At 44.4% G+C, this 26,332-nt stretch carries 24 protein-coding genes; 15 read left to right on the forward strand and 9 right to left on the reverse strand.

The genetic code is table 11. The annotated features are described in order from the left end of the window. Positions 1-154: 154 nt before the first annotated feature. A complete protein-coding gene (locus tag ACO067_RS14680) occupies positions 155-547 on the forward strand; it encodes a SiaC family regulatory phosphoprotein (RefSeq protein WP_421875250.1) in 393 nt (130 codons plus the stop codon). 70 nt (positions 548-617) lie between these two features. Here ACO067_RS14680 and ACO067_RS14685 read toward each other — a convergent pair whose 3' ends face one another. Further along, a complete protein-coding gene (locus ACO067_RS14685; protein WP_421875252.1) occupies positions 618-1,217 on the reverse strand; it encodes an aminotransferase class IV in 600 nt (199 codons plus the stop codon). Positions 1,218-1,250: 33 nt separating this feature from the next. On the opposite strand from ACO067_RS14685, the gene ACO067_RS14690 reads away from it, so the two are divergent. From ACO067_RS14690 to ACO067_RS14700, 3 genes are all read left to right on the forward strand, one after another. Then, positions 1,251-2,519, forward strand: coding sequence for a CHASE2 domain-containing protein (locus ACO067_RS14690; protein WP_421875254.1), 1,269 nt, complete (start codon positions 1,251-1,253; stop codon positions 2,517-2,519). Positions 2,520-2,722: 203 nt separating this feature from the next. After that, complete coding sequence (locus ACO067_RS14695; protein ID WP_421875256.1) at positions 2,723-3,199, forward strand: hypothetical protein; 477 nt, start codon at positions 2,723-2,725, stop codon at positions 3,197-3,199. 28 nt (positions 3,200-3,227) lie between these two features. Continuing rightward, positions 3,228-3,644, forward strand: coding sequence for a SiaC family regulatory phosphoprotein (locus ACO067_RS14700; protein WP_421875258.1), 417 nt, complete (start codon positions 3,228-3,230; stop codon positions 3,642-3,644). 56 nt (positions 3,645-3,700) lie between these two features. Here ACO067_RS14700 and ACO067_RS14705 read toward each other — a convergent pair whose 3' ends face one another. The 3 genes from ACO067_RS14705 to ACO067_RS14715 are packed head-to-tail and all read right to left on the reverse strand — an operon-like array spanning position 3,701 to position 5,625. Continuing rightward, entirely contained in the window at positions 3,701-4,660 is a 960-nt protein-coding gene (locus ACO067_RS14705) for an aminodeoxychorismate synthase component I (protein WP_421875260.1), read from the reverse strand. Then, positions 4,650-4,955, reverse strand: a complete 306-nt coding sequence (locus tag ACO067_RS14710; protein ID WP_421875262.1) for a DUF6787 family protein — start codon at positions 4,953-4,955, stop codon at positions 4,650-4,652. The genes ACO067_RS14705 and ACO067_RS14710 overlap by 11 nt, the downstream gene beginning before the upstream one ends. Beyond that, positions 4,939-5,625, reverse strand: coding sequence for an RluA family pseudouridine synthase (locus tag ACO067_RS14715; RefSeq protein WP_421875265.1), 687 nt, complete (start codon positions 5,623-5,625; stop codon positions 4,939-4,941). The genes ACO067_RS14710 and ACO067_RS14715 overlap by 17 nt, the downstream gene beginning before the upstream one ends. A gap of 10 nt (positions 5,626-5,635) precedes the next feature. Between ACO067_RS14715 and ACO067_RS14720 the strand changes: the two genes are divergently transcribed. Both ACO067_RS14720 and ACO067_RS14725 read left to right on the forward strand, forming a co-directional pair. Beyond that, a complete protein-coding gene (locus ACO067_RS14720; RefSeq protein WP_421875267.1) occupies positions 5,636-5,935 on the forward strand; it encodes a hypothetical protein in 300 nt (99 codons plus the stop codon). After that, positions 5,922-6,566: an ATP-binding cassette domain-containing protein gene (locus ACO067_RS14725; protein ID WP_421875269.1), complete on the forward strand. Its 645-nt coding sequence runs from the start codon at positions 5,922-5,924 to the stop codon at positions 6,564-6,566. Before ACO067_RS14720 ends, ACO067_RS14725 begins: the two co-directional genes overlap by 14 nt. Here ACO067_RS14725 and ACO067_RS14730 read toward each other — a convergent pair. The 4 genes from ACO067_RS14730 to ACO067_RS14745 form a co-directional block, all read right to left on the reverse strand. Next, complete coding sequence (locus ACO067_RS14730) at positions 6,559-7,368, reverse strand: alpha/beta hydrolase (RefSeq protein ID WP_421875271.1); 810 nt, start codon at positions 7,366-7,368, stop codon at positions 6,559-6,561. The genes ACO067_RS14725 and ACO067_RS14730 overlap by 8 nt on opposite strands. 104 nt (positions 7,369-7,472) lie before the next feature. Further along, positions 7,473-9,053 carry a peptide chain release factor 3 gene (locus ACO067_RS14735; protein ID WP_421875274.1) on the reverse strand — a complete coding sequence of 527 codons (1,581 nt, stop codon included), beginning with the start codon at positions 9,051-9,053 and terminating at the stop codon, positions 7,473-7,475. A gap of 67 nt (positions 9,054-9,120) precedes the next feature. Beyond that, positions 9,121-9,834 carry a LytR/AlgR family response regulator transcription factor gene (locus ACO067_RS14740; RefSeq protein WP_421875276.1) on the reverse strand — a complete coding sequence of 238 codons (714 nt, stop codon included), beginning with the start codon at positions 9,832-9,834 and terminating at the stop codon, positions 9,121-9,123. Between the two features lie 3 nt (positions 9,835-9,837). Next, complete coding sequence (locus tag ACO067_RS14745) at positions 9,838-10,890, reverse strand: sensor histidine kinase (protein ID WP_421875278.1); 1,053 nt, start codon at positions 10,888-10,890, stop codon at positions 9,838-9,840. A gap of 277 nt (positions 10,891-11,167) precedes the next feature. Here ACO067_RS14745 and ACO067_RS14750 point away from each other — a divergent pair, with 277 nt between their 5' ends. From ACO067_RS14750 to ACO067_RS14780, 7 genes are all read left to right on the forward strand, one after another. Next, a complete protein-coding gene (locus ACO067_RS14750) occupies positions 11,168-14,212 on the forward strand; it encodes a SusC/RagA family TonB-linked outer membrane protein (protein WP_421875280.1) in 3,045 nt (1,014 codons plus the stop codon). 19 nt (positions 14,213-14,231) lie between these two features. Further along, positions 14,232-15,785 carry a SusD/RagB family nutrient-binding outer membrane lipoprotein gene (locus ACO067_RS14755; RefSeq protein WP_421875282.1) on the forward strand — a complete coding sequence of 518 codons (1,554 nt, stop codon included), beginning with the start codon at positions 14,232-14,234 and terminating at the stop codon, positions 15,783-15,785. Positions 15,786-16,008: 223 nt separating this feature from the next. After that, the gene (locus ACO067_RS14760; protein ID WP_421875284.1) at positions 16,009-17,241 is read left to right on the forward strand and encodes a sugar MFS transporter; all 1,233 of its coding nucleotides are present in this window, start codon (positions 16,009-16,011) and stop codon (positions 17,239-17,241) included. Continuing rightward, positions 17,238-18,218, forward strand: a complete 981-nt coding sequence (locus tag ACO067_RS14765; RefSeq protein ID WP_421875286.1) for an ROK family protein — start codon at positions 17,238-17,240, stop codon at positions 18,216-18,218. The genes ACO067_RS14760 and ACO067_RS14765 overlap by 4 nt, the downstream gene beginning before the upstream one ends. A 4-nt stretch (positions 18,219-18,222) precedes the next feature. Continuing rightward, a complete protein-coding gene (gene nagB, locus ACO067_RS14770; RefSeq protein WP_421875289.1) occupies positions 18,223-20,157 on the forward strand; it encodes a glucosamine-6-phosphate deaminase in 1,935 nt (644 codons plus the stop codon). 74 nt (positions 20,158-20,231) lie between these two features. Then, on the forward strand, positions 20,232-22,292 hold the full coding sequence (locus tag ACO067_RS14775; RefSeq protein ID WP_421875291.1) for a beta-N-acetylhexosaminidase: 2,061 nt from the start codon (positions 20,232-20,234) through the stop codon (positions 22,290-22,292). A 19-nt stretch (positions 22,293-22,311) separates the two neighbouring features. Continuing rightward, positions 22,312-22,503, forward strand: a complete 192-nt coding sequence (locus ACO067_RS14780) for a hypothetical protein (protein WP_421875294.1) — start codon at positions 22,312-22,314, stop codon at positions 22,501-22,503. Positions 22,504-22,773: 270 nt separating this feature from the next. Here ACO067_RS14780 and ACO067_RS14785 read toward each other — a convergent pair whose 3' ends face one another. Then, complete coding sequence (locus ACO067_RS14785; RefSeq protein WP_421875296.1) at positions 22,774-23,538, reverse strand: hypothetical protein; 765 nt, start codon at positions 23,536-23,538, stop codon at positions 22,774-22,776. 288 nt (positions 23,539-23,826) lie between these two features. Here ACO067_RS14785 and dnaK point away from each other — a divergent pair, with 288 nt between their 5' ends. Further along, positions 23,827-25,758, forward strand: a complete 1,932-nt coding sequence (gene dnaK / locus ACO067_RS14790; RefSeq protein ID WP_421875298.1) for a molecular chaperone DnaK — start codon at positions 23,827-23,829, stop codon at positions 25,756-25,758. A gap of 226 nt (positions 25,759-25,984) precedes the next feature. Continuing rightward, entirely contained in the window at positions 25,985-26,191 is a 207-nt protein-coding gene (locus ACO067_RS14795; protein ID WP_421875300.1) for a hypothetical protein, read from the forward strand. The last annotated feature ends 141 nt before the right edge of the window (positions 26,192-26,332 follow it).

Below are 26,332 nucleotides of genomic sequence, written 5' to 3' on the forward strand. Positions count from 1 at the left end.
CGTAAAATTGGTATTTACGGGATACCCTCTTATATAGGATTGGTATTGTTTCCACTTTTGCATTGTAGATATACAAAACCGACTAACAATGACAAGCACGACAACAAGTAACACCGCACCGACTACTTCTCACTTTGTAAATTATTTCAATTCTATGAAAGATTTCGCCAGTCAATCTCAGGATTTACTACTAGAAGCTACTGGTAGTACTCCATATATCAAATACAGTAAGGGCCAGCGAAAACTAACTCTGAAAGGTAAAGCTACCGCTTCAAATGCACGGGAGTTGATCGAGCCAGTAGTGTCCATGCTCAAAAAAGATACCATCGCCAGCAGATCGGTCAGTGTAGACATCTGTCTGAGTGATGCCAACATGAATACAATGAAGGTATTGTTTGATTTATTCAAATACCTCAATCTAAAAAAATTAACAGGTGGAGATGTGGAGGTGATATGGAGAGCGGCATCCACCCATCCAGAGATGATTGATACAGGTCTGAATTTCTCAGACTTGTACGATCTGGATGTGCAAATGATTACAATATAGGTTAGAGTTAGTTGTTAGTTAGGTTTACGTAATAGGGGGCACTTTTGAGTGTCCTCTTTTTTTTGCCTGTTCAAAAGTGAATTTTACTGATAGGTAATTGAATTTCACCTAAATCGAGCATGGCATTGATCAGGCTGATTGATTGAAATTGCTGTAGATCTCTGATGGTCACTTTCTTTTTACGAAGAATGTGTTGGTCAATAAGTGACTGTCTTTTCACTCCGGGCAGCAGGCAAGATTCTGGTGTGATCCATTCTAGTCCATCAAACAACGCAATGTTGGCATAATAGCTATCTGTGACCTGATCGTTTTTCACAATGATGATGTCATCGCATTGCTTGCGCTGTTGGAAAATAGAGGTAAGTTCATCGCGATCAGCATATTTATATCCATATGCTATGGCATCATGCGTCACCAGCTGAATAGAATGGATAGGTCGCGGCTGGTACAAGGCATATGCTACATCAAGTGTATTTTCTCCATACACCACACGGACTTTGCATCGGTCATCATATGACAGGGCTGGTAGTATTTCCTCCAAATTCAAGGGTGATTTCTCCGGGAAAAACTGTTGAAAAGTGCGGTTGACACGCTGCTGATGATAGGAGAGCAAGTGATAGGTACCTCCCTGAAAACGAATGGATTCTATGAATTTCTTGTCAGTTCTCATTATTTTGAGTGAATATAACCAAACCACCGCCAGATGAGAAAGTTTCTCCTGGACACTGTGCTGTGCTCATTATTCATATTTGGAATCATGGGTCTTTTTTCCAGTGTCACCTACTTCAAAATTTTTGATTTGTTTGATCCGATTGGGGACATGTTCGCTGATTTTGAAATGAGTGATCTGGTCATGTCCAAACTGCGCGATGCACCTCCTGCCAGTGAGGACATTGTGGTAGTGAATATTGCGCATGCCAATAGAGAAGAAATTGGCTACATGATCCAGATTCTGGAGAAGTACCAGCCTTCGGTGATTGGGGTAGATGTAACTTTTGCTTCACCCAAGCCCTATGCGGAGGATAGCGTTTTTGAACAGACATTAGCTATGTATGACAATGTGGTCATCGGCAGTGAATTGCGATTACCAGTGCTGGAGACAGAGCATGTCAATTATGGGTTTGACACGCTGGTGGTGCCAGAAGAGCGTTTGGCACAGCATGCGGATTTTGGCTTTGTGAATCTATTGACCAACGCCGAGAATCAAGAGGATGTTAAATTTTGTCGAGAATTGGTGTTGCGGGCCAGAATTAGAAATATGGAGGAAGAGCAGTTGGCTTTTGCCGTGAAACTGGCGCAATACAAAGATCCAGAGGCCACACAGGTTTTCCTCAATCGTGGAAATGTGATCGAAACAGTCAATTATAAAGGAAATGTGATAGGTGCACAATCTACATTGGGCACTCGGTACTTCGCTTTGGATATTCATGAAGTGTTCAATGAAGCCTTTACACCAGATCTCCTAAAAGACAAAGTAGTGATCATGTGTTTTTTGGGAGCTTACATCGGTGATTTAAATACTCGGCAGGATTTGTACTTCACTCCGCTGAATAAGAACTATGTAGGTAAAGCGGAACCAGATATGTTTGGAGGAGTGATTCATGCCAACACGGTTTCCATGATTTTGGAGGGAGACTACATTGACAGTATGTCACAAAATACGGGGATTGTATTAGCGATTCTTACCTGTCTGGTGATTGTATTTTGCTTCAAATGGGTCTATGGAGCCTTGCCCAAATGGTATGATGGCATTACCAAAATTGTTCAGCTGGTTTTAGTGATTGGGATTTCCATATTGATGATGGTCTTGTTTAACTGGTACAACTACAAAGCTGAGCTATCCCTGGTGATCATCGTTATAGCTCTGTCCGGTGATTCTATAGAAGTTTACCATGGAGTAGTCAAGAACCTGTTTTCGAAAAGAGAACGTGCACAACTATTCAAGATCAATCGTAAATTCTGGAAGGAATAATGACCTGATTCAGCTCGAAAAAATCATCGGCAAATCTCTTAATGCGGTACGAGTAAATCCCTTAAGATAAGGCAACGGAATACACTCGGTTGATCTTCGTAATTCTTTTCAGACATCACCTGATTTTTGAAGTTGGGTGATACGCTCTTATATAGGGCTGTATTGTATGGCACTTTTGTATTGTCAATAAAAACAAAAGAGCCATGAAAAATTTAATTACACTTATCTTATTTAGTTTAGTTACCACTGCCACCTGGGGACAAGATCTGCTGGTAAACAGCTATGTGGAACAAACCAATGTTGGACCCAAAGTAGGTACTTCCATTGGAGTCGGTACCAATTTCAAATTTGAGTTTGGAGGGTTTTACCAAAAGGCAGTAGATGTCAACGCTCCGGAGACTACACCTTCCTGGACGATCGAACAGGAATTTTACGGTGCGTATTTCAACTACGCCATCGCAGAAAGCAATCACTTTGGTTTACAGTTTAACGTGAGGACTGGAGTGTCCAACGGGCAAAACTTCGTCATCACCCCGAGTTTACTGGGATCAGTGAGCCCTATCAAAACGGTAAAATTAGGTGCCGGCTTGGGAGTGCGCGCTTTTCAGCCAACACTGATGGGTAGCATCTCTATTCGTCTGGGCAATAACAAAGGCACTGGATACATCGCTTCCAAATAATATTCATCAACCAATAACAAAAAACGCCATGATTCTTCAAACATATAACACCAAGCATATAAACCCATGGGCGGGTTACCTGGCAGATGAGGAAATAGAGCCAACTGCAACCACCCCCTATGTAAAGTTCAACCGGTTTGCCAATACCCTCAACATCAAAGGGACTTCAACAAGAGTGGAAATGGACAAATTCTACGCCAGTAACGTGAGTAAATTCATGACCAACCTGAGAGACAAGAAATACGGAATGCTTAACCTCAATTTTAAGACATTCAATACCAGCACTGCCAAGGTACTCTTTGACTTATTCAAGTTCATCCGTGAACAGAAGTCTGCTGGAGCCATTGTCAAGATCAAGTGGGAGATTTTTGCTACCGAGATGGATATGTATGATACGGCTAAAGACTATGCAGAACTGTTCGACCTGGACATAGTGATAAAATAACATTAAGCGGTGGTTTTTAATGGCGATTACGGCTGGCCCCTTGGGTCAGTCGTTTTTTATTTTGGCAGATACACCTTATCGATGATCTCCTGGTATTCGCTTTTTGCCTTGCTGAAAGAGGTGATCCCGCCACCACTCTTGTAAACCAGTTGTCCATTCTGATTTTCAATGAATCGGATCATCACTCCAGAGTCCAGATTTTTGCCATCGAATACACCACATATCCCAGTATAAAATCCCCTTTCATAGTTTTCTGCTTCCTGAATGATGCGCACGGTTTCTTTCTTAGGTGCACCGGAGATGCTGCCCGCCGGCAATAGTTGGAAAAGCATGGTGCCAAGGCTTGCCTGGTAATCTTCTGGTAAGTCTCCGCGAATCTCCGAACTCACCTGAAGCAGTGTTTTCTCGTGCGTATGAACTTCTGAAACAAATCGAAACTTAGGCACAGACACCTTTTTGGCGATTTGACTCAGGTCATTTCGTATCAGGTCTACGATGGTCACGTGCTCAGCTATTTCCTTCGGGTCATTCATGAGGACGTTTTCTGCATTAGACAAGGAGGCATCTATGGTGCCTTTCATGGGGTAGGAAAAGATCTGACCGTTCTTGATTTTGACAAAAGTTTCTGGTGAAAACACGACAAACTGGTCAGCAAAGCACACTTTGTATTGGGCGGAACTTCTCTCATAGATTTCTTTCAGAGACAAGTTGGTCTTAATCGGTGTTTCGAAGGTCAGGTTGACCAGGTAGGAATTGCCATAATTGATTTGATCTACCACGTACTGGAAAGGAGGTAAAAACGCTTCATAGCTGATGGGAGATTTTGTAAAAGTGAAGTCTGAAGTGATTTCAGTGGATTTTTGTTCAAAATCAAATGCAACCTCGCTCAGGTCAAGTTCTCCTAACTGGCGAACGAAGGCTTTGGTACCTAGGAAATCTGTGAAAAAGAAAAAGGGGAGGCCTTCAGAGCCCAATTGGTTCATTTGATCAATGGCCTCTGCTCGCTCAAGCATCATTTTTCTTGCCGGTCATTCGGTTCCACATGCGCTTTTCAAACTGCCAGAAGAAGTTGAATTGGCCGAAAATGAATCCGTAGAAAAGCAAAATGACATTGTAGATGGGGAGGATCAGGATGTAGTAGATGATGGTAAACCAGATATTCTGGTCTCCATCAGCGGTGAAGAAGTTAACAACTGGCCGTTTCAGAAAAAGAACCGTAAACCCAGTACAGGCAAATACCACCAGTACGATGATCACTTGCCAGCCGTTTTTAAGGTTCCATCTGTTTTGCAGTTTATCGATCCAGCTCATTGATTATGGATTTGAATTCCTGCCATGGTGGAAGGCAAGTGAAGGTGACTTCCTCTTTTCTGACAGGGTGCACAAAACTAATCTGAAAGGCGTGCAAATGAATGCTTTTGTCTGGATTTGGTTCTGGATATCCATACTTTAAATCTCCTTTGATGCTGCATGTCATGGAGGCTAGCTGTACTCTTATCTGGTGTGACCTCCCAGTTTTTGGCATTACCTTGATGAGTGAATGACCCTTATCGTTGGCTAGCAGTTCATAATCCAACTCAGCCTGCTTGGCATTGCCTTTTGGTTTAGAATATGCTTTGACCAGATTTTTGGAACCATCCTTGTCCAGCCAGTGAATGAGCTTGCCCATGGGATTGGTAGGCTTGCCTGAAGTGACCGCCAGATACGTTTTCTTGATTTTATCATCCCGAAAGAGTTTGTTCATGCGCTCCAGAGCCTTACTCGTTCGGGCGAAAACAGTGATGCCACTGACCGGTCGGTCCAGACGATGAGTAGGGTGTAGGAATACGTCGCCTGGCTTGTCATACTTTTCTTTGATGTAGGCTCGCCCCCAGTCGGTAAGGGTTTCATCACCAGTCTTATCTCCTTGCACCAGCCAACCGGCAGGTTTGTTTAATACTAATAAGTGATTGTCTTCGTATAGTACCTGGAGATCTTTCACACGCGCCACTTTGAAAAAAGCAAAAGTACTTACTATACTCTTTAGAGATTTTATTGTTTACCAGAACATTTTCAATCTAGCCTCAGCCTATACGCTGATGAACTATGGTGCCTATAGTTTCCCCTACATTTTTTGGATCAAGGTGCTGGGGTATGGTGTTTTAGGTTTGTGGTATTACCAAAGTCGACAGCATCGACTTTACTTTTATCACAACCTCGGTTGGTCAATGAGAAAGCTTATTGTCGCTGCACTGGTGATTGACCTATTCACTTTATCACTTCTCCTAATACTCACCAATGTCCTTACTTGAAATCGATAGTGTGAATTTTAGCTATGGCGAGCAAGTCATACTCAGCAATATCTATCTCCGTGTTGAACAAGGTGAAGTTGTTGGATTCTTAGGAAGAAATGGATGTGGGAAGTCTACTCTGCTCAAGGTGATTTTTGGCACTTTACGAGGAGATAGTCAGTCCGTCAGGATTGGTGGGAGTTACCTGCCCAGAGCGTATCAATCGGGGAAAGTAAAATTCCTACCACAGGAAGGGCTGTTCCCTGGGTTTCTCCAAGCAAAAGAAGCTGCACAGTTGTACCAGGCTGATCTGGATCAACTACTGGCTGATGAACAGGTGTCAGAATATTTTCAATTCCGATTTGATCAGATGTCGAGTGGTCTAGCGAAATATATAGAGACGTTGATTATCCTTTACAGCCCGGCAGAGTTCATCTTGTTAGATGAGCCATTTTCTTTTGTAGCACCTGTTTTGGTGGAAAAACTCATCCCGATTATTCGAACGGTGGCGCACTCAAAAGGAGTCCTGATGACAGATCATCAATACCAGTCCATTTTGAACGGATCGGACAGACTCTATTTGCTGCGAAATCAGTGTCTTTATCCTATCTCTGGTGAGGAGACGCTCAAAGACATGGGTTATATCAATTGATCACAGCCACCCAAACTGGCAGATTCATCGGGGTTGCCAAATGCAAGTTTCCATGATTAATGTTCTGGATAAACTGCACACTTGGATTCCAGAAAGCGAGCTCATCCACCAGGTCTGTTTGACAGAACAAATAGGCTCCACCAATGACCAGGTTCACATTTTTAGAGTCTAGTTCCTTAAAAGGGGAAACAGGATCTTTATGATGTGCTGTGAGCTTTATATCGTCAGTTTGATATGCTTGATGTTCCAGCCAGGTTTTGTTGCTTCTAATGTTGGATGTTGTATAAACCTTATCGGCAAATTTTCTCCCGGCTGCATGATCATTTTCTCCGGTAATTATTAAGAGGTGTGTTGCATCGGTGATGTGATGATAAGTGTCATAACCACCTAGTTTTAGGTATTTAAATCCTGGTTGACAAAGAATCATCCCCGACACAGAAAAGCCATTTCGTTCGTGATCGTTGGTGATGTTAGCAGCAATCACGCCCCCAATCGAATGACCAACCATGATTAACGATTTCACATCAACATGGAGCGATTTCTTCAGGAGTTTTTTAGCATCTGCAATCACATGTTCTGTTCTCCTCTGAAATGCTTTGGTTCTAGGCAGGAAAGTCCCAATCTGAAATTTGGGGAAGAGTACTGTATTACCTTTTTTGGTGATTGATTGAATCCAGCCACCATAGCAGCCGGGATTAGAAGCACCATAGCCATGTAGAAAAACCACTAGATGATCATTGACTGGTTGGCTGTCATCATAAATGAGCCAGTATTCATGGACACCTTTTCCATGTGTGGTCATGACTAGTTCGGCACGTGAAGTAACTAGGCTGAGAGTGAACAAAAGAAAGAGGTAGCCATGAAGTTTCATGCTACCTCTTACGTCATTTCCTTATGTCTGGTTATTTAGAACTCACTAATGAAGTGGAAGTTGATGTCCGGGAAGTTGTCCTGAACCATTTGCAACCAGGCACTGGACTCAGCCATAAATACCAGTTTACCTTCTTTGTCTTTAGCAATGTGACGGTACTTGTCTTTCACAAATGCGTCTAGTTTAGCCGGATCCTCTGCGCTAATCCAGCAAGCTTTGTGAATGTTCACCGCATCGAATCGAGCCTTGGCATTGTACTCATTGAGCAGTCGGTGCTGAAGTACCTCAAACTGCAGGGCACCTACCGTACCCACCACTTTTCTGGCCCCCATTTCGAAAGTAAATAACTGAGCTACACCTTCGTCCATGAGCTGATTCAGTCCTTTTTCCAGCTGCTTGGATTTCATCGCATCCAAATTAATAACCTCACGGAAGAGCTCCGGTGAAAACGATGGAATGCCTTTGTAGAGTCCCTTTTCTCCCTCGGTCAGGGTATCTCCGATTTTCAGGTTTCCAGTATCATAGAGTCCAACAATATCTCCCGGAAATGCTTCGTCCACCGTTTCTTTTTGCTGAGCCATGAAAGCGGTCGCATTCGAGAATCGGAAAGGTTTATCTTGTCTCACATGATAATAGTTGCTCCCTCTTTTGAATGTACCTGAGCAGATTCTAGCAAATGCGATTCGGTTGCGGTGCTTGGGGTCCATGTTCGCATGGATCTTGAAAATGAAGCCTGAAAACTTCTTTTCATTAGGCTCAATGATTCGTTCTTCTGTCTCTCTTGCTTTTGGCGGAGGAGCGATCTGTATGAAGCAATCCAGTAGTTCGCGCACACCGAAGTTGTTGACCGCACTGCCAAAAAATACTGGAGCTACTTCCCCATTGAGGTAGGCATTCACATCTAATGGGTCGTAAACACCATTCACCAGCTCGATTTCTTCCCGAAGGGTGCTCACCATGGAGGCCGGCAGTTTTTCATCCAGCTTTGGGTCATCCACACCTTTGATCTCCACCACGTCTGTGACTTTTTTGGTCTTGTTCGGTTCGTAGAGATTGAGGTTGTTTTCATAGATATTGTAAACGCCGCGCAGCGATTTACCCATGCCAATCGGCCAGCTCATCGGGCGAACTTTGATGCCGAGTTTTTCTTCGATCTCGTCTAGCAGGTCAAACGCATCTCGGCCTTCACGGTCCAGCTTGTTGATAAAGCACAGGACAGGCGTATTTCGCATGCGGCAGACTTCCATGAGTTTTTCGGTCTGGCGCTCCACACCTTTCACACAGTCGATCACCATGATGACGGAGTCCACTGCAGTTAGTGTGCGATAGGTATCTTCGGCAAAATCTTCGTGACCAGGTGTGTCCAGAATGTTGATCTTAAGGTCTTTGTAGTCAAAACCCATCACAGAAGTGGCAACCGAGATGCCTCTCTGTTTCTCTATGTCCATCCAGTCAGAGCGGGTGCCCATGTCGATCTTGTTGGACTTAACTGCTCCTGCTGTCTGTATGGCTCCACCAAATAGGAGGAGTTTTTCAGTCAAAGTGGTCTTACCGGCATCAGGGTGAGCAATGATGCCAAAGGTGCGTCGCTTTTGTATTTCCTGTTCTAGAGTCATTCCCTGCTATACTATTCAGCGCGCAAAGTTAATCGAATATCCTACAATCTGGAATGTGTCGTGGGGCTTACCCATTGAGAATCTTACTCTTCACCTCCGGCTGGTAGTTTCGCCCAATTGGGAGATACTTGCCGCCGATCTCTACCTGATTGCCATCGATGGCTTTGATTTTTTCCAAAGACACCGTGTAGCTGCGGTGAATTCGCATAAAAGTTTCGGGTAGCAGCTCGGTAAATGACTGGAGGTTGTGATGGACGATCAGGTCCTCATTGATGGTGTGGACCATGACATAGTCTTTTAGCGATTCTACATAGAGGATATCCTTTAGGAAGACTTTGACCATTTTCTTATCCACTTTCAGGAAGAGGTGATCTTGCTTCGGGTCACTGGCTGTGGTGGCTTGTGGAGTAGGTGTTGGTTTGATTTTGAGTCGGCTCATGACTTTTTGAACCATTCTGAAAAACCGGGGAAATTCGATCGGTTTCACCAAATAGTCTACTACATCATAGTCATAGCTTTCCACGGCATATTCTCGATAGGCGGTGGTGATCACTACTAGTGGTGGATCTTTGAGCGTTTGTAGCAGCTCCATGCCAGTGAGTTTGGGCATGTTGATGTCTAGAAAGAGCAAATCCACCTCTTTTTCCTGTAGCACCTTCAGTGCCTCCATGGCATTCTCGCATTTACCTATGCATTCCAACTCGTCTACCTCGTCCACATACTTTTCAATGACCTTGATGGCCAGTGGTTCGTCATCTATGATCAAACACTTTATTTGCATCGGTTACTCGTTCAATGGTAAGACCAAATGTACCAGGTACTTTTGATTGTCTTCAGAGATGTTTAGCTGGTACTGATTTTTATAAAGAAGCTTTAGTCGACGGATGGTGTTTTCCAAACCAATTCCCTCACCGTTTAATCGCTCATTTTCTTTCGAATCCTGGTAGTCTTTTAGCCAGTTTTCCACTTCAAAGATCACCTGATTTTCCTGTACATGCAGTCGTATATCAATATCAATTGTCCCCTCAGGAGAAATCCCACCATGTTTGATGCTATTTTCCACAAAAGGAGAGAGGATCAGCGGTGGTATTTTGCCATCCAGTTCACCACTGATCTCAAAGTCCACATTGAGCTTAGATCCAAATCGGATTTTTTCCAATTCGATGAAGTTCTTCATGTGGGTGACCGTTTCCATCAGGCTTACCACATCGGCTTTAGCCCGATAAATCACAAAGCTCATTAAGTTGGACAACTTCAAAATCGTATTCGGTGCTAGTTCTGATTTTTCGAGCGTCAGTGCATAGAGACTGTTGAGTGTATTGAAGAAGAAGTGGGGTTGGATCTGGCTTTTGAGATAGGCTAGTTCTGTTTCCAGGCTATTTTTCTCCAGTTCTCGCTGGGCATCTCTTTCCCGTACCCGATCGATGGTCAGCTTGATGGCGGCCGTCACCCCAACGATATAAAGTTCTCCTACAAAGACGGAAATGATGTAGCTCAAGCCAAACAGGTTGGTTTCTTCAAATGCGGATTCTGGCCAGATATTGGTAGTAACCAGCAGGTAATTCAGCACAATCCGCACCAAAGACATGAATAGCACTGAAAATATCAATGCAAAAACATAAAGAGCAAATCGCTTCTTCGACAGTATTCTAGGTACCAGCCAGTACAGGTTGAAGTAGCAAAGGAAGATATGGATAGGGAACTCCACCAGGTTGGATTTGATAGAGTAAGCATAGTCTCCGAAGTAATGACCCCAGCGGATACTATTGAATGAAAAGTAACCCACCCAAAAAATGATGTGACCGATGACTTCCCTATGTTGCTTGATTCTGTTCAATCGATTTTATTCCTGTTGATACTCCTGATCGTGTAATCAGAATATAAGGGTAGCTCTTTTTTAACTATTTTGCCCCGAATCCCGCTTATTTTATCTAAACAGCTGATTTTTAGTGCTTAACAGCATGTTTGCGGTTCATAGTAATTCGCATGTCATTCAGCGATAGAACTCTGTCATACTGCGAATAAATTTTTTGGAATTCTTAACACTAAGTTAATTAGTTGTCGAGGCTGCTAGAAACAGTCGCCTAACCACAATAAAACTTAAAGTTATTCTTATGAGGAAATTACTACCATTTTTTATGATGATGCTGATGAGCATGGCAGCTCTGGCGCAGAGCACTGTGTCAGGTACTGTCAAAGATGCTCAGACAGGCGAGCCCATTCCAGGGGCCACCGTGCTGGTAAAAGGAACGAGCAATGGAACAACCACAGACCTTGATGGAAATTATAAGGTAGAGGCTGGCGCAGATGCCGTACTGGTTTTTTCATTTATAGGCTATGCCAATGTGGAAGAGAACGTTGGTAGCCGTACGGTTGTCAACGTAGGCATGAAGACCGACCTTACTGAGTTGAGTGAGGTAGTGGTAACAGCCCTGGGCATAGAGAAAGAATCTAAAACACTCGGGTATTCTGTTTCACGGGTAAGTGGTGAGAAGTTTACAAAAGCGCGAGAGATCAGCGTGGCAAATAACCTGGTAGGTAGAGTGGCTGGTGTCAACAGCTCAGCTCCAGCTACTGGTCCGGGTGGATCATCTAGGGTCACCATTCGTGGTAACTCCTCACTTTCAGGAAGTAACCAGCCACTATATGTTGTCAATGGCATACAGATTCAAAACTCCAACCTGGGTAATGCTGGTAAATGGGACGGAGCTGACTATGGTGACGCTATCACGGCCATCAATCCAGATGATATCGAAGATATCACCGTACTGAAAGGTGGTGCCGCAGCGGCTCTTTATGGTCAGCGTGGACGAAATGGCGTGATCCTAATCACTACCAAGTCTGGTAAGTACAATCAAGGATTGGGCATTGACTTCAATAGTAATGTTGCCATAGATCGAATCAACGACTTTAGAGACTTTCAAAATCAATATGGACAAGGTACACTCGGTGCAGCTCCCGTAGATCAGCAGTCGGCGCTTAATACTGGTCTATCTTCATGGGGTGCTAAACTAAATGGGGCTCAGGTAACCTTATTTGATGGACAGCAGCACCCATACTCAGCCGTGAGTGGGGATAACCTTGACAAGTTCTACGAAACGGGCGTCACGTTTACCAATTCCCTTGCTATCTCAGGAGGTGGAGAAACAGGTAATGTGCGTTTGTCGATGGGTGATCTAAGAAACAACTCCATTTATCCCAATGCAGACTATACCAGAAATACATTCAATCTGGATGCATCATATAAGCTTTCGCAAAAGTGGACAGCTAGTGCCAATGTGAACTACACCAAGGATAAAGCGAACAGAACCAAAGTAAATGATGCTCCAGGTAATGGGAATTATGGGATCATGTTTTTGCCTCCCAATGTGGATGCCGACTATCTGGATCCGGGATATGATGACATGAAGAATGAAATCCTATTCGGGCCTAATGCCTTCACAACTAACCCTTATTTTGCTGCGAATCGATTCATCACAGAGACTGCTAAAGACCGGGTGATGAGTGTAGCAAGCATTAAATATGCACCTACCGATTGGATGTATATCCGTGCGAGAGTGGCCAATGATTTTTATGCCTTCAACGCTACGCAGATCACTCCCACTGGAACTGCATACCGTCCTACAGGGAGTCTGGATGTGCAGAGAACACTCAATCACAACGAGACCAATTCGGATCTATTGATTGGTATCAATAAGGACTTAAGTTCAGACTTTTCACTGGGAGTGACACTTGGTGGAAATATTTTGAAAATGAAGCAGAAGCAGGTGGATGTGAATGCCAACGGCTTTGCCTTTCCATTCTTGTACAATCCGGGAACTGCTGCGACCAACAGTGCTAGCGTAAGTGAACCTCAGAAGGAAATTCACTCGCTCTACGGCTCTGTGGAGCTGGGATATAAAGACATGCTCTACCTCAACGTGACTGATCGTAATGACTGGTCTAGCACCCTGCCTTCAGCCAACAATTCCTACAATTATCCCTCTGTAAATCTTTCTTACATCTTCTCAGAATCTCTGAACATAGCATGGATGGATCTGGGTAAGATCAGAGCAGGTTATGCTCGAGTAGGTGGTGATGCAGATGTATTCTCTACCAGCTTATATTATGGTACCCTTGGTGCGGCCATTAATGGTCAGGCATTGGGTAATGTAGATAACAACGTGCCAAATCCGAATATTGAGCCGCTACAGGTGACCGAGATGGAGTTTGGTGCAGAGTTTGAGCTGTTCGGTGGCAGAGTATTCACTGATTTTGCCGTGTATAATAAGCAAACACTTAATGACATTGTGCCTGTGGGTATCTCCAGAGCGTCTGGTTATCAGAATGCCGTGGTGAACGTTGGTAAGATCGAAAACAAAGGATTTGAGTTCTTACTTGGAGGTGTGCCAGTAGCCGCTGGAGATTTTCGATGGACCTCTACTTTCAACTATACCATCAACAACAACAAAGTGGTGGAGCTAGCCGAAGGACAAGAAATACTTCCTGCTGGTGAATCCAGAACGGGACGAGCATTTGTGCAGCATATCGTAGGGAAGCCATTTGCTCAGGTAGTTGCTTATGATTACATGAGAGATGATGCCGGTAACTTGGTACTGACACCAACAGGACTGCCACAAGCTGCTGCTGAGCCTACTGCTCAGGGTACTGGAGTTCACCCGATCACAGGTGGTTGGAGCAATGACATTACGTATAAGAATGTATCCTTGTCTTTCTTGATTGACTTCAAATATGGCGCGGTGATCTACTCTGGTACGAACAGCACGGCTTATGCTAACGGTCTTCACAAGGAAACGCTTAAAGGTCGTGAGGAAGGTATTCAAATGTCTGGAGTGGATGTAGATGGCAATCCGATCAACACTACAGTAACGGCGCAAAACTATTACGGGGCTGTTTCCAATATTTCTGTGGAGCAGGTTTATGATGCGGACTTTATCAAATTCAGGTCATTGAGTTTGACGTATCAGTTCCCACAAATCGGAAAAGTAAGAGAACTAAGCCTTTCGCTGGTAGGCAGAAACTTGTTTTACATCAGCAAGGCCACACCAAACATCGATCCGGAGTCCAACTACAACAACAGCAATGGATTTCAGGGGCTTGAGTATTTGGGTCTGCCAACTACCAGAACATTCGGTCTCAACCTAAGTGCCAAGTTTTAATCACCTAAAAATTTAAGACATGAAGAATTTATCATACATCATTCTTACGGCTGCACTACTGGTTTTTTCCGGCTGCACGTCAGATTTTGAAGAAATTAACACCGATAAAAACCGGGTAACTGAAGGAAGCTATGTTCCTGTTTATTCCTTAACCCGGGCACAACTTGAATACTCTGGAAACAGCGATTTTAGCTATGACACCTGGAGAGTAAATATCATCTATGCGGCCATGATGACCCAGCAGCTGGCCAATGCTACCTGGTACGCCGGAGACAAATACGTACAGGATGATGCCTGGGCTGCGGCATCATTTGATGTGGCTTATAATGACCAGGTAAAATACATCGTGGATCTGATGAAGTTGACAGAAAATGATCCTCTGAATGCCAACCTGTACCAGATTGCACGGATTAATCGTGTGATGATTTTTCACAGACTGACAGATCTGTATGGAGATATTCCATACTCGGAGGCCGGCCTTGCATTTCATGAAGGCAACTACACGCCAGTTTATGACTCCCAGCAGGATATCTACATGGACATGCTCAACGAGCTCAATGAGGCAGCTCAGGCGTTAGATCCGGCTGGAGATGTGCCGGGTTCTGGAGATTTGATTTATGGAGCTGCGGCTGATCCAATCATGCAGTGGAAGAAGTTTGCCTACTCGATGATGCTTCGCCTGGCAATGCGTATGTCTGAAGTGGATGACGCTTCAGCTAAGACCTGGGTAGAGCGAGCTGTGGCTGGTGGCGTGTTTGGAAGCAATGCGGATAATGCCTTTATCAATCACGATGCGAACGGTGGCAGAACGACGGTCAATAGAAACAGCAATATCCTGGGTGGTGAGTGGAATGCCACCAACACTGGAGAGGTGTTTCTGAGCAAAACCTTCGTGGACTTTTTGCAGGATAACAATGACCCAAGGCTCGGCGTGTTCTCCAGAGTCCTTTCATCAGGAGATACTGATCCGGCAAATCAGATTGGACTGCCAAACGGACTGGATCAGAATGGTGGGGAGTTTGACGTCACTACTGATCCGAATTTTCCTGGTGACATCACCAATTATTCTACCATCAGAGAGGATGTATTTTTGAGTCTTTCTGGCCCTACTTTTGTGCTGAATTATGCGCAAGTAGAACTGTTATTGGCCGAGGCTGCAGCCAAAGGGTATAATGTAGGGGGTACTGCCGCTTCACATTACAATGCTGGCGTCACAGCTGCTATGGAGTTTCTGGCACAATACAATGCTGCCGGCGCAATACCCACTGCGGATATTACAGCTTATCTTACGGCTCACCCATATGATCCGGCCAATGGTGAAGCAATGATCGGAGAGCAGTACTGGGTGGCTTCATTCCTGGACTGGTATGAGGTGTGGTCCAACTGGCGAAGAACTGGATATCCAGCTTTGACACCTGTCAACTACCCGAGCGGTGCTACCGGTGGAGTGATCCCCCGTAGAATGTTGTATCCTTCTCACGAAGCATCCAATAACCCAACGAATTTTGCCGAGGCAATCGACCGTCAGGGACCAAATACCTTCCTGACCAAGGTCTGGTGGGATGCCAAATAAAGAAACATTGTGTTTATAAGTTGAGCGAATAAAAAGCCTCCATTTTGGGGGCTTTCGCTTTTTATGGGCTAAGCAACATTTATCCGTCGCTAAACAGCAATCCTGCGGTTTGGAGGGGCATAAATGTCGTTTAGCGATGAATCAGGTCCATACTGCTAATAAATTTTCTGAAGTGTCTGGTGAACGCTTATTTAGACATTGAACAGTAATAACAAATCACCACATGGACATCAAAGGCAACACAGGCGAGGTTACATTGACAGGCACTAGTCAACCCAGCAAAACCAACCATGGGGCCATAGCACTGATGGTTTCGCTGTTCTTCATTTTCGGCATCATCACTGTGTTTAACGATGTGCTAATTCCACACCTCAAGTCCGTTTTTGACCTCAGTTACATTCAAGCCATACTCATCCAGTTTACATTTTTTAGTGCCTATTTTCTGATGGCCATGCCTGCGGCTAAAGTGATTGAGCGGAAGGGATACAAGCAGGCTATCGTCATTGGTTTGCTCACGGTAATGGTCGGATGCCTGATGTTTTATCCTGCTGCGTCGATGGTTTTTTATCCCTTGTTTCTGCTAGCACTATTTGTCATGGCATCAGGAATTACCTTACTTCAGGTTTCAGCCAATCCTTACCTGTCTGCTTTGGGACCTTCGGAAACTGCTTCAGCAAGACTGAATCTGGCGGGTGGATTTAATTCGTTGGCTACTGTCATTGGCCCATTGATTGGGGCTCATTTCATTCTCAGCAGTAGTGAGGCACAGCGCGGTGCTGAGGCAGTCCAGGTGCCTTACCTGACACTTGCTTTTTTTGTTCTCCTGGTTGCGGGCATTATCTATTTCTATCAGCTACCAGTCCTGTCCATCGAGTCCACTGCATCGAAAAAGAAAGGAGCATGGAAATTCAGGAATTTACGATTAGGAGTACTGGCGATCTTTCTCTATGTAGGAGCTGAAGTAACCGTTGGGAGTTTCCTTATCAATTATTTGGCATTGGAGGACATTGCCGGATTGAGTGAGCAGTCTGCCGCCAGGTACGTATCCATGTATTGGGGTGGAGCCATGATCGGGAGGTTTATTGGAGTCGCCTTTTTAAATAGGGTGAAAGTTACCAACGCGCTTACAGTCGTTTCCACAGTTGCATTTTTTCTGGTGACTATCTCCATCCTCTCGTCTGGTTCACTGGCAGTTTGGACCATTGTGGCTGTTGGGTTGTTTAACTCAGTCATGTGGCCATGTATTTTCCCACTAGGCATCAAAGGTCTGGGTGAATATACCAGTGAGGGGTCTGGACTGATGATCATGGGTGTGGTAGGAGGAGCCGTTATTCCTCTTTTGCAAGGGGTTCTTGCCGATTACTGGTCTTTGCAGTATTCCTTTTGCATTGCGCTGGTTTGCTACGCATACATTGCGTATTTTGGATATATCAATGGTAAAATGACTCAAAAATGAAAGCAGCCATTGGTATAGATATCGGCGGCACCAATATTCAAGTGGGATTAACACTTGAGCTGGGGGAGGTGTTGCATCAAACTAGCCTCCGAGTAGTTCATTATCAGCAGAATCAGATATTTCTTAACGTGTTGACAGATGTGGTTCAGGAGTTCACAGCTTTGAGCAACGATTTGGAGATAATTGGAATAGGAATAGGGTCACCCGGAGCCAATATCTTAAGTGGGACGATACAAAATGCCTCGAACTTGCCCTGGGACAACCTTCCGATCGTTGGTCATCTGAAAACCGAAACTGCACTTCCCGTTTACCTGACGAATGATGCCAACCTGTTTGCTATTGCCGAAAAAGTTTTTGGTCAGGCCAAAGAAATGCAAGACTTCATATCCCTTACTCTGGGAACAGGTGTAGGTGCAGGCATTTATACCTCCGGCGAGTTATTAACTGGAAGAGATGGCTTGGCAGGAGAGGTTGGTCATTTAGTCTATAATCGAGGAGGCAGACCCTGTAAGTGTGGTCGAAATGGTTGTCTGGAGCGCTATGTGTCTGCTTCAGGTGTGGTGGAAACTACAAGACAATTGATCCGTGAAGCCAGACTGGAGAGTGAGTTGATAGGAATCCCAGAATCGTATATCACAGCGGAAGCTGTAGCAGAAGCTGCTAAGAATGACGACCTTTTGGCAATACGCGTCTTTGAAGTAACCGGACAGATTTTGGGTGAATCACTCGCCGACCTGACGGCTACTTTTAATCCCGAGACCATTTTTATTTCAGGTGGATTGGCCAATGCCAATGAGGTGTTGTTTGCTCCATTGAGATCCAGTTTTGAAAAGAGTTTACTGGCCATTTACCCTACAGAAATACCTGTATTAAAATCATCAATTCCAGATCGGAATGCGGGAGTGCTCGGGGCATCTGCATTGGTTTGGGAACAATCAAAAATAGCTACTGAATCGACTTTAACAGCATATGACTGACAATATGAAGATTGCACAATTTGACCGAAAGAAGTGGGAACTTTCTGCCTTTACGCAGAAAGAAAAAATCCATACGGCGATATTCAATCAGCCAGAACAAGCTTCCGAACTGATCGCATTAGAGATCGCTGATTTGATCAGGGAAAAAACTGGCAGGGGTGAAAAGACGGTGCTTGGATTGGCCACAGGCTCATCTCCGAAAGGGGTTTACAAAGAGCTTATTAGGTTGCACAAAGAGGAGGGCCTGTCATTCAAGAGTGTGTTTACATTCAATCTGGATGAATACTTTCCTATGAATCCTGATGAACTTCAGAGCTATGTGAAGTTCATGAATGAAAACCTGTTTGACCACATAGATATTCCCAAAGAGCAGGTACATATACCAGATGGTACTTTGGAGCAAGAAGAAGTAGCTGCTTATTGCCAGGATTACGAGGAGAAGATTGATGCTTTGGGCGGTTTGGACCTGCAGCTTCTAGGAATAGGACGAACAGGTCATGTTGGATTCAATGAACCAGGATCTACGGTACACTCTAAGACCCGTCTCGTGAATCTGGATAATATCACCCGAATAGATGCAGCTTCTGACTTTTTTGGTGAAGAGCATGTGCCTCGAAAAGCCATTACCATGGGTGTTGGGACTATTATGAGTGCCAAACGCATCATTATCATGGCCTGGGGGGAAGGCAAGGCCCCAATTGTTCGAAAGGCAATCGAAGGCCCGATGGTAGAGCAAGTGCCAGCGACATTTCTCCAGACTCATTCTAACACCGTTTTTGTTTTGGATGAAGCTGCTGGAGCTGAGTTGACACGTCAGAAGACCCCATGGCTTCTGGGTACAGTGGATTGGACTCCTGAGTTGACCAAAAGAGCCGTGATCTGGTTAGCACAAAAATTGGAAAAACCAGTACTGAAACTCACGGATAGAGAGTATTCAGATCATGGAATGAGCGACCTCATTCTGCAAGAAGGACCAGCTTACAGTATCAATATCAAAATATTTAACCTACTCCAACACACCATTACCGGTTGGCCTGGAGGCAAACCAAATGTAGATGACACGAATAGACCAGAGCGTGCCAATCCGGCTAAGAAGCGAGTGTTGATCTTTAGTCCACATCCCGATGATGACGTGATCTCTATGGGTGGTACCTTCTTGCGCCTGGTAGATCAGGGACATGAAGTGCACGTAGCCTATCAGACTTCTGGGAATATCGCGGTATTTGATGACGACGTGATTCAGTATGCAGACTTCTTTGGGGATCTAAACAAAGAATTCCATCCAGAGCATCAGGAACAATCGATCTATGATCGGGTGGTGGAGCAAATCAAGAATAAAAAAGCGGGAGATCAGGACTCCTATGAGGTGCAGAAAATCAAAGGACTGATCCGAAGAAGTGAGGCCAAAGCAGGAGCCAGATATGTGGGCGTGCCGATGGAACGGATTCATTTCATGGATATGCCATTCTACGAGACTGGTCAGGTGAAGAAAAATCCTTTGGGTCCAGAAGACATCAAGATTACCGCTGATCTGATCAAAAGAATCAAGCCGCATCAAATCTATGCCGCCGGAGACTTATCCGATCCGCATGGTACGCATCGGGTGTGTCTTTCCGCCATTTTTCAGGCAGTGGAGAGTATCAAGTCAGAGGAATTCATGAATGACTGCTGGGTATGGCTCTATCGGGGTGCTTGGCAGGAGTGGTCTGTGGAGGATATTGAGATGGCTGTTCCCATCAGTCCAGATGAGCTGATGCGTAAGCGAAGAGCCATTTTTAAGCATCAATCACAAAAGGACTCGGCAGTATTTCCGGGCAGTGATAAGCGTGAATTCTGGCAAAGGGCTGAGGACCGAAACCGTGATACAGCTCGAATATATGATCTGCTTGGTTTGGCAGAATATGAAGCCATGGAAGGGTTTAAACGCTACCATTTTTAAAGAGGCCTCTTCATATCATAATTGATTGTTCATAGGGAGGGCTCTAGTGCCCTCCCTCAACTTACCGTTTGCTGATGAAAGTTTTGAAAAATAGATACCGCCAATTTTTGTACAGTTGCTTCTTGAGTATTGCTACCATTACTCTGGCACAAGCTGAGCTGCCTTTGATGCCATATCCAAGAAGCATCGAAGTGACTGATGGCAAATACTATCTGGATCAATCCTTTCAGATCAACTTAGGAGAAGTTATGACCAACCGGTTAAATGAGGAATCCTCGTTGTTCATCAAACAGCTGGTAGAACAAACTGGTCTGTTTTTGAACTACCGTCAGGTAAATTCTGCAGTAGATGTGGCAGACCTGACCATCAAAGTGGACCGATTCGGAATAGTCAAAATGGGCGAGGATGAAAGTTATCAGCTTACTGTCAATGAATCAGGAATAGCTTTGAACGCAACCACTGACATAGGAGCGTCCAGAGGATTGATGACTCTATTGCAATTGATTGATGGAGATGAAAACGGCTATTATGTTCCCCATGTAGCCATCAAAGATGCTCCACGCTTCCAATGGCGTGGTTTGATGCTGGATGTGGCCAGACACTATTTGCCACTTGAGACTCTTTACCGAAATATTGATGCCATGGCAGCTGTAAAGTTGAATGTGCTTCACCTACATCTGTCGGATGATCAGGGATTTCGGTTTGAATCGAAACTGTTTCCAGATCTTAACATCAAGGGCACTGACGGCAATTACTATACCCAGGGAGAATTAAAAGATCTCATTGCTTATGCAGACCAGCGAGGAATCATGATCATCCCGGAGATTGATGTACCAGGCCATGCCACAGCAATTTTGACTGCTTTTCCGGAGTTTGGCAGCAAGGATACCACCTATGTGCTGGAGCGATTCGCTGGTATTTTTGATCCGACCCTGGATCCAACCAATGAGGAGGTTTATGCATTTCTGGATAAGCTGTTTGGAGAAATTATAGAAGTATTTCCAGCTCCTTATTTCCACATTGGTGGTGATGAGAATTTGGGAAAGCACTGGGATCAGAATGCAGACATTCAGGCATTTATGAGATCAAAGGGACTTGAGACGAATCATGAGTTACAATCCTATTTCAACCTCAGGCTACAAAGGATATTGAATAAGTATGATCGAAGAATGATGGGTTGGGAAGAGATCCAAACCAACGAACTTGAGGAATCAGCTGTGATCCATAGCTGGCGCGGAGCGTGGGAAGGTGCTGAACCCCGGGCTTCACTGTATCACGCAGCCTCGGAGGGATATGAAACCATCCTGTCCAATGGCTATTACCTCGACCTGATTTTTACTGCAGAGGATAGTTATCGAGTGGATCCGGCACCTTCCTCGGCTGATATCAGCGATGAGGAGCGTAGCAAAATCCTGGGTGGAGAAGTCTGTATGTGGAGTGAGTTGGTGGTTCCACAAACCATCGATAGCAGGTTGTGGCCCAGAGCGGCAGCTATAGCCGAGCGATTCTGGTCCCCAGAGGCCATCAAGGATGTGGATGACATGTATGCACGAATGGAGGTGATTAGTCTGTGGCTAGAGAATTTTGGGCTCAAACATATCAGCAGTCCAAATAGAATACTTCGCAAACTAGCAGCAGGCCATGATACCGCGCCTTTGGAGCGACTGCTCGCATTAGTAGAGCCCATGAAAGGATACACCAGAAACCCTGGTGGTACCATGTACAACACTTTCTCACCCTATACTAAATGGGCAGATGCTGCAACGGCAGATGCCTTGGGTGCGCGGAGATTAAATAATCAGATCGAATGCTACCTCAATGGTAAAATGGGCTGTGGACAGATCAAAGACGATCTTGAAGAGTTGGCAGATAATCATGGTCAGGTACAGCTGATTATTCAGGATTCACCAAGTCTTCGGGAAATAGAGCAGCTTTCAGCCAATACCTCCAAAGTGGCCGTATTGGCCATCGAAGCAATGAATTTCATGGAAACCAATGCCAAACCCAATCCGAAATGGTTTGCAGAAGCAAAGGAACTATTAACAGCAGCTTCCCAGCAAGGAGGGCGAACGGAGCTCCAGATAGTGACCTCAATAACCAATCTTGTAGCTGCCCTGGAAGGTGAGGTGAAGTGATTTGAGTTAACTTTGGGTGATGAACAAATCAACCCGAGCCGTTTTTTATTTGCTTCTGGGAGCAGCAATCTACTTCATCATTGATGCAGACGACAATCCCCATCTGCTGGATGAGTTTCACACGTATGCACCCTTTGTAATATTGATTGTTTTCGTGCTGTTATTGGTGGTGCGGAGCATTCGAAAAAGAAGAGATGATCAGGAAGACTGAAAAGAGAAAAGCCCGATCTTCGTTTAGACCGGGCTAATCCTTTGGTTGATGAGCGCCGAAGTATCGGAGCTCAATTGCTCACTTTGAAACTATCTATCATTATGTCATCTGTGGATGAATATGACATAGCTAAGTACCACTATTTCTATGATGATCGTAATGACGACTGTCAGTTCTGTGTATGATAAATGTCAGATAAAAAATTAGGGGCCGGTAAAAACCAACCCCTAAGGCCTACAGGTGAATGATGTTGACGATCTGGCCTAGATATCACACACTTTGTTCTTCCTTCAGCTCTTGCTTTAGCTCTTTGGATCTTTCCAGGTTAGGAAGCTTAGCTTCTATGGTCTGATGATGACCACAGTAGGAACAACTGTAGTGTTTTTTCAAGACACCTTCGTTTTGGGCGGTAGGTGCTTGTACTACCTCCTCGTCTTTTTCTACGAGTGTTCTGAAATTACACTCCTCACAGATCAGCGTGTGAAAGTGTGTATCGTATTTCTCAATGATCTTCTCTCCGGTGAGTTCGTCTATCCAAACATCATAATCTGCACTGAACTCATTTTCCTCTTCGATCATTTCAGCCGTTAGGTGGATATCTTCTTCGTTTTCATTGAGTAATTTCATCTCTCTACCTGAGACAGAGTGTCTTGGTTTAAAGCGTATTTTGTTTAGGCGTTTTTCCAGGGTAAACGGGTAGTAGTAGTCCAGATATACTTTGATAGCATACCCCACAGCCATACCTATGATAGCAGATATGAAGACTACAAAGAAGTACTCATACGTTTCAATGCTGGTTCCGAGTGCTTTACCTATAAGCCCAAGAGCGATAAAGCCAACGGCAAACCCCAACATTCTGGCAGCCTTCTCGTAGAATTTGATTTCTTTTTCAGAAGCAAACTTGTATTGCTCGGTGCGTCGCTTCAGCGTCTGTAATTGGTAATGGTAACCAATCAAAATCAACGCTGAATATCCTAAAAAGAACCAACCCAACATGATGGATAAGTTCAGCCAATTTTCAATGACATTTTCCATAATTGTTGATTTTAGTGTACGTATTCTAAATACTAACAGAAGTAAGCAAGAAATAATTTGTTTTGGAATGATGGAATGCGCTTCAAAAATTGATTAATGTCAACTCCTGACAATATTGGGCTTATTGGGATACTAAACCGGACATTCTGTAAAAGGATGAAAAGGATTTCTGACAATCTGTCACAATTCCCCTGACATAACACTCACTCAGGCGTATTGGCACAACCATTGATTAATAGAGATTCGAAGGCAAGAAATTTCAAAGAATCTAAAATAAATAAACACACAATGGGAAAAATAATAGGTATAGACTTAGGTACTACCAACTCCTGCGTGGCGGTAATGGAAGGGAACGAACCTGTAGTTATTCAAAACAGTGAAGGACGCAGGACAACCCCATCTATCGTAGCGTTTTTGGACAATGGTAACGGAGAGCGAAAAGTAGGTGATCCAGCAAAACGTCAAGCGATCACAAACCCTCAAAACACGATCAGCTCAGTGAAGAGATTCATGGGTAAGAAGTTTGGTGAGGTAGCAGAAGAAAGAAAAAATGTCTCTTACGCGCTAGAGTCTGGCTCTAATGATGTGGTAAGAGTAAAAATAGGAGATAGAAATTATACTCCACAGGAGCTTTCAGCAATGATCCTTCAGAAAATGAAGTCAACAGCTGAAGATTTCCTTGGACAAGAAGTAACCGAAGCGGTAATCACCGTTCCAGCATATTTCAACGATGCGGAGCGTCAGGCTACCAAAGAAGCCGGACAGATTGCTGGTCTTGAGGTAAAAAGAATCATCAACGAGCCTACTGCTGCGGCTTTGGCTTACGGTCTGGACAAGAAAAATGCAGACATGAAAATCGCTGTGTATGACCTTGGTGGTGGTACATTCGATATTTCAATCCTTGAGCTAGGTGATGGCGTATTCGAAGTAAAATCTACTAACGGTGACGTGCACCTGGGTGGTGATGACTTTGACTCTGTGATCATCAACTGGCTGGCAGATGAGTTTAAAAACGACGAAGGTCTGGATCTGAGAAAAGATCCAATGGCGCTTCAGCGTTTGAAAGAAGCTGCTGAAAAAGCGAAAATTGAGCTTTCATCATCATCTTCTACAGAAATCAACTTGCCATACATCATGCCAGTGGATGGAGTGCCAAAGCACTTGGTAAGATCACTTTCCAGAAGCAAATTCGAGCAGCTGAGCGAAGATTTGGTGAGAAGATCTATGGAGCCATGTAAGAAAGCGCTTCAGGATGCTGGCCTTTCTGCTTCTGAAATCGATGAAGTAATTCTAGTTGGAGGTTCTACTCGTATTCCAAAGATTCAGGAAGAAGTAGAGAAATTCTTCGGTAAGAAGCCTTCTAAAGGTGTAAACCCGGATGAAGTGGTAGCAATCGGTGCTGCGATACAGGGTGGTGTGTTGACTGGAGAGGTAAAAGATGTGTTGCTTCTTGATGTGACCCCACTTTCACTTGGTATCGAGACCATGGGTGGTGTGATGACTAAATTGATTGAGTCAAATACGACCATTCCTACCAAGAAGTCTGAGACCTTCTCAACTGCTGCTGATAATCAGCCGTCTGTAGAGATCCACGTACTTCAAGGTGAGCGTCCGATGGCGAAAGACAACAGGTCGATCGGTAGATTCCACCTGGATGGAATTCCACCTGCACCAAGAGGAGTTCCTCAGATCGAAGTAACATTTGACCTGGATGCGAATGGTATCATCCACGTGTCTGCTAAAGATAAAGGCACAAACAAAGAGCAGAAAATCAGAATCGAGGCTTCTTCAGGATTGACTGATGCAGAAATCGAGAAAATGAAGCAAGAAGCTCAAGCCAACGCTGAGTCTGATAAGCAGGCGAAAGAAAAAGTGGAGAAAATCAACCAGGCAGATTCATTGATCTTCCAAACAGAGAAGCAGCTGAAAGAATTTGGTGATAAGCTTTCTGATGGCAACAAATCAGCTATCGAAGGTGCATTAGCCAAGTTGAAAGAAGCACACGGCTCTCAGGACTTAGCAGCTATCGATGCGGCTATGGAAGGCATGAACAAAGCATGGGAAGCTGCTTCTCAGGAAATCTACGCAGCGCAGCAAGCGGCTGGTGGAGCTGAGCAAGCGCAGAGCACCGATGCTGATGGTGGAGCGAATGCTTCTGGTGATGCTGACTCAGATGTTTCAGACGTAGAGTTTGAAGAGGTAGACGAAGAGAAGAAATAAGTCCCTATCGGGACAGGAAAACAGTCTGTTTTTAGCTGTTTTCTATTTCCGGCCTTTTTTAGGAGTAATCCGGGCCCCTGTTAATGATCTGTGCTAATTGAAAACGTTAGTGCGTTTTAGCAGCGTTCTTGTAGTCACCCTACAGAGATAGATTAAGACCCTGACCGTAGCGTCAGGGTTTTTTGTTTTTTATCCAATTGAGTAAACAATCGTATATTTACCTATTATGAAAGTGCTACTGGATATCAAAGACGACAAATTTGATTTTGTAATGGAGCTTCTAGGAAATCTGAAATATGTGAAAACGGAAACGATTACTCCTGAGAAAGCAGAACTCATTTCTGAAATTAAAGAAGCAGTTTCTAATCTGAACGAAGCTAAGAAAGGTAAGCTTAAACTTAAGTCTGCCCAAGAGTTACTAGATGAGCTTTAAGGTTTTAACGATCCCCCCGTTTGATAAACAAATCAAAAAGCTAGCGAAGAAGTACCCATCAATCAAAGAGGACTTTGCCTCTAAGGGCTTTGCAAGAAAGGCCTCATCAAGGGACTCTTCTCGGTAAAAACTGCTACAAAA

The organism is Marinoscillum sp., from assembly GCF_965229915.1.
GTDB lineage: Bacteria > Bacteroidota > Bacteroidia > Cytophagales > Cyclobacteriaceae > Marinoscillum.

Excerpts from the sequence above, each read along its gene's own strand:
- ACO067_RS14780 (WP_421875294.1), top strand. The coding sequence starts at position 22,312 with ATGAACAAATCAACCCGAGCCGTTTTTTATTTGCTTCTGGGAGCAGCA.
- ACO067_RS14690 (WP_421875254.1), top strand. The coding sequence starts at position 1,251 with ATGAGAAAGTTTCTCCTGGACACTGTGCTGTGCTCATTATTCATATTT.
- ACO067_RS14775 (WP_421875291.1), top strand. The coding sequence starts at position 20,232 with ATGAAAGTTTTGAAAAATAGATACCGCCAATTTTTGTACAGTTGCTTC.
- dnaK (WP_421875298.1), top strand. The coding sequence starts at position 23,827 with ATGGGAAAAATAATAGGTATAGACTTAGGTACTACCAACTCCTGCGTG.
- ACO067_RS14755 (WP_421875282.1), top strand. The coding sequence starts at position 14,232 with ATGAAGAATTTATCATACATCATTCTTACGGCTGCACTACTGGTTTTT.
- ACO067_RS14735 (WP_421875274.1), bottom strand. The coding sequence starts at position 9,053 with ATGACTCTAGAACAGGAAATACAAAAGCGACGCACCTTTGGCATCATT.
- ACO067_RS14765 (WP_421875286.1), top strand. The coding sequence starts at position 17,238 with ATGAAAGCAGCCATTGGTATAGATATCGGCGGCACCAATATTCAAGTG.
- ACO067_RS14795 (WP_421875300.1), top strand. The coding sequence starts at position 25,985 with ATGAAAGTGCTACTGGATATCAAAGACGACAAATTTGATTTTGTAATG.
- ACO067_RS14685 (WP_421875252.1), bottom strand. The coding sequence starts at position 1,217 with ATGAGAACTGACAAGAAATTCATAGAATCCATTCGTTTTCAGGGAGGT.
- ACO067_RS14680 (WP_421875250.1), top strand. The coding sequence starts at position 155 with ATGAAAGATTTCGCCAGTCAATCTCAGGATTTACTACTAGAAGCTACT.
- ACO067_RS14750 (WP_421875280.1), top strand. The coding sequence starts at position 11,168 with ATGAGGAAATTACTACCATTTTTTATGATGATGCTGATGAGCATGGCA.
- ACO067_RS14695 (WP_421875256.1), top strand. The coding sequence starts at position 2,723 with ATGAAAAATTTAATTACACTTATCTTATTTAGTTTAGTTACCACTGCC.
- ACO067_RS14705 (WP_421875260.1), bottom strand. The coding sequence starts at position 4,660 with ATGATGCTTGAGCGAGCAGAGGCCATTGATCAAATGAACCAATTGGGC.
- ACO067_RS14725 (WP_421875269.1), top strand. The coding sequence starts at position 5,922 with ATGTCCTTACTTGAAATCGATAGTGTGAATTTTAGCTATGGCGAGCAA.
- ACO067_RS14740 (WP_421875276.1), bottom strand. The coding sequence starts at position 9,834 with ATGCAAATAAAGTGTTTGATCATAGATGACGAACCACTGGCCATCAAG.
- ACO067_RS14710 (WP_421875262.1), bottom strand. The coding sequence starts at position 4,955 with ATGAGCTGGATCGATAAACTGCAAAACAGATGGAACCTTAAAAACGGC.
- ACO067_RS14785 (WP_421875296.1), bottom strand. The coding sequence starts at position 23,538 with ATGGAAAATGTCATTGAAAATTGGCTGAACTTATCCATCATGTTGGGT.
- ACO067_RS14730 (WP_421875271.1), bottom strand. The coding sequence starts at position 7,368 with ATGACCACACATGGAAAAGGTGTCCATGAATACTGGCTCATTTATGAT.
- ACO067_RS14700 (WP_421875258.1), top strand. The coding sequence starts at position 3,228 with ATGATTCTTCAAACATATAACACCAAGCATATAAACCCATGGGCGGGT.
- ACO067_RS14760 (WP_421875284.1), top strand. The coding sequence starts at position 16,009 with ATGGACATCAAAGGCAACACAGGCGAGGTTACATTGACAGGCACTAGT.
- nagB (WP_421875289.1), top strand. The coding sequence starts at position 18,223 with ATGAAGATTGCACAATTTGACCGAAAGAAGTGGGAACTTTCTGCCTTT.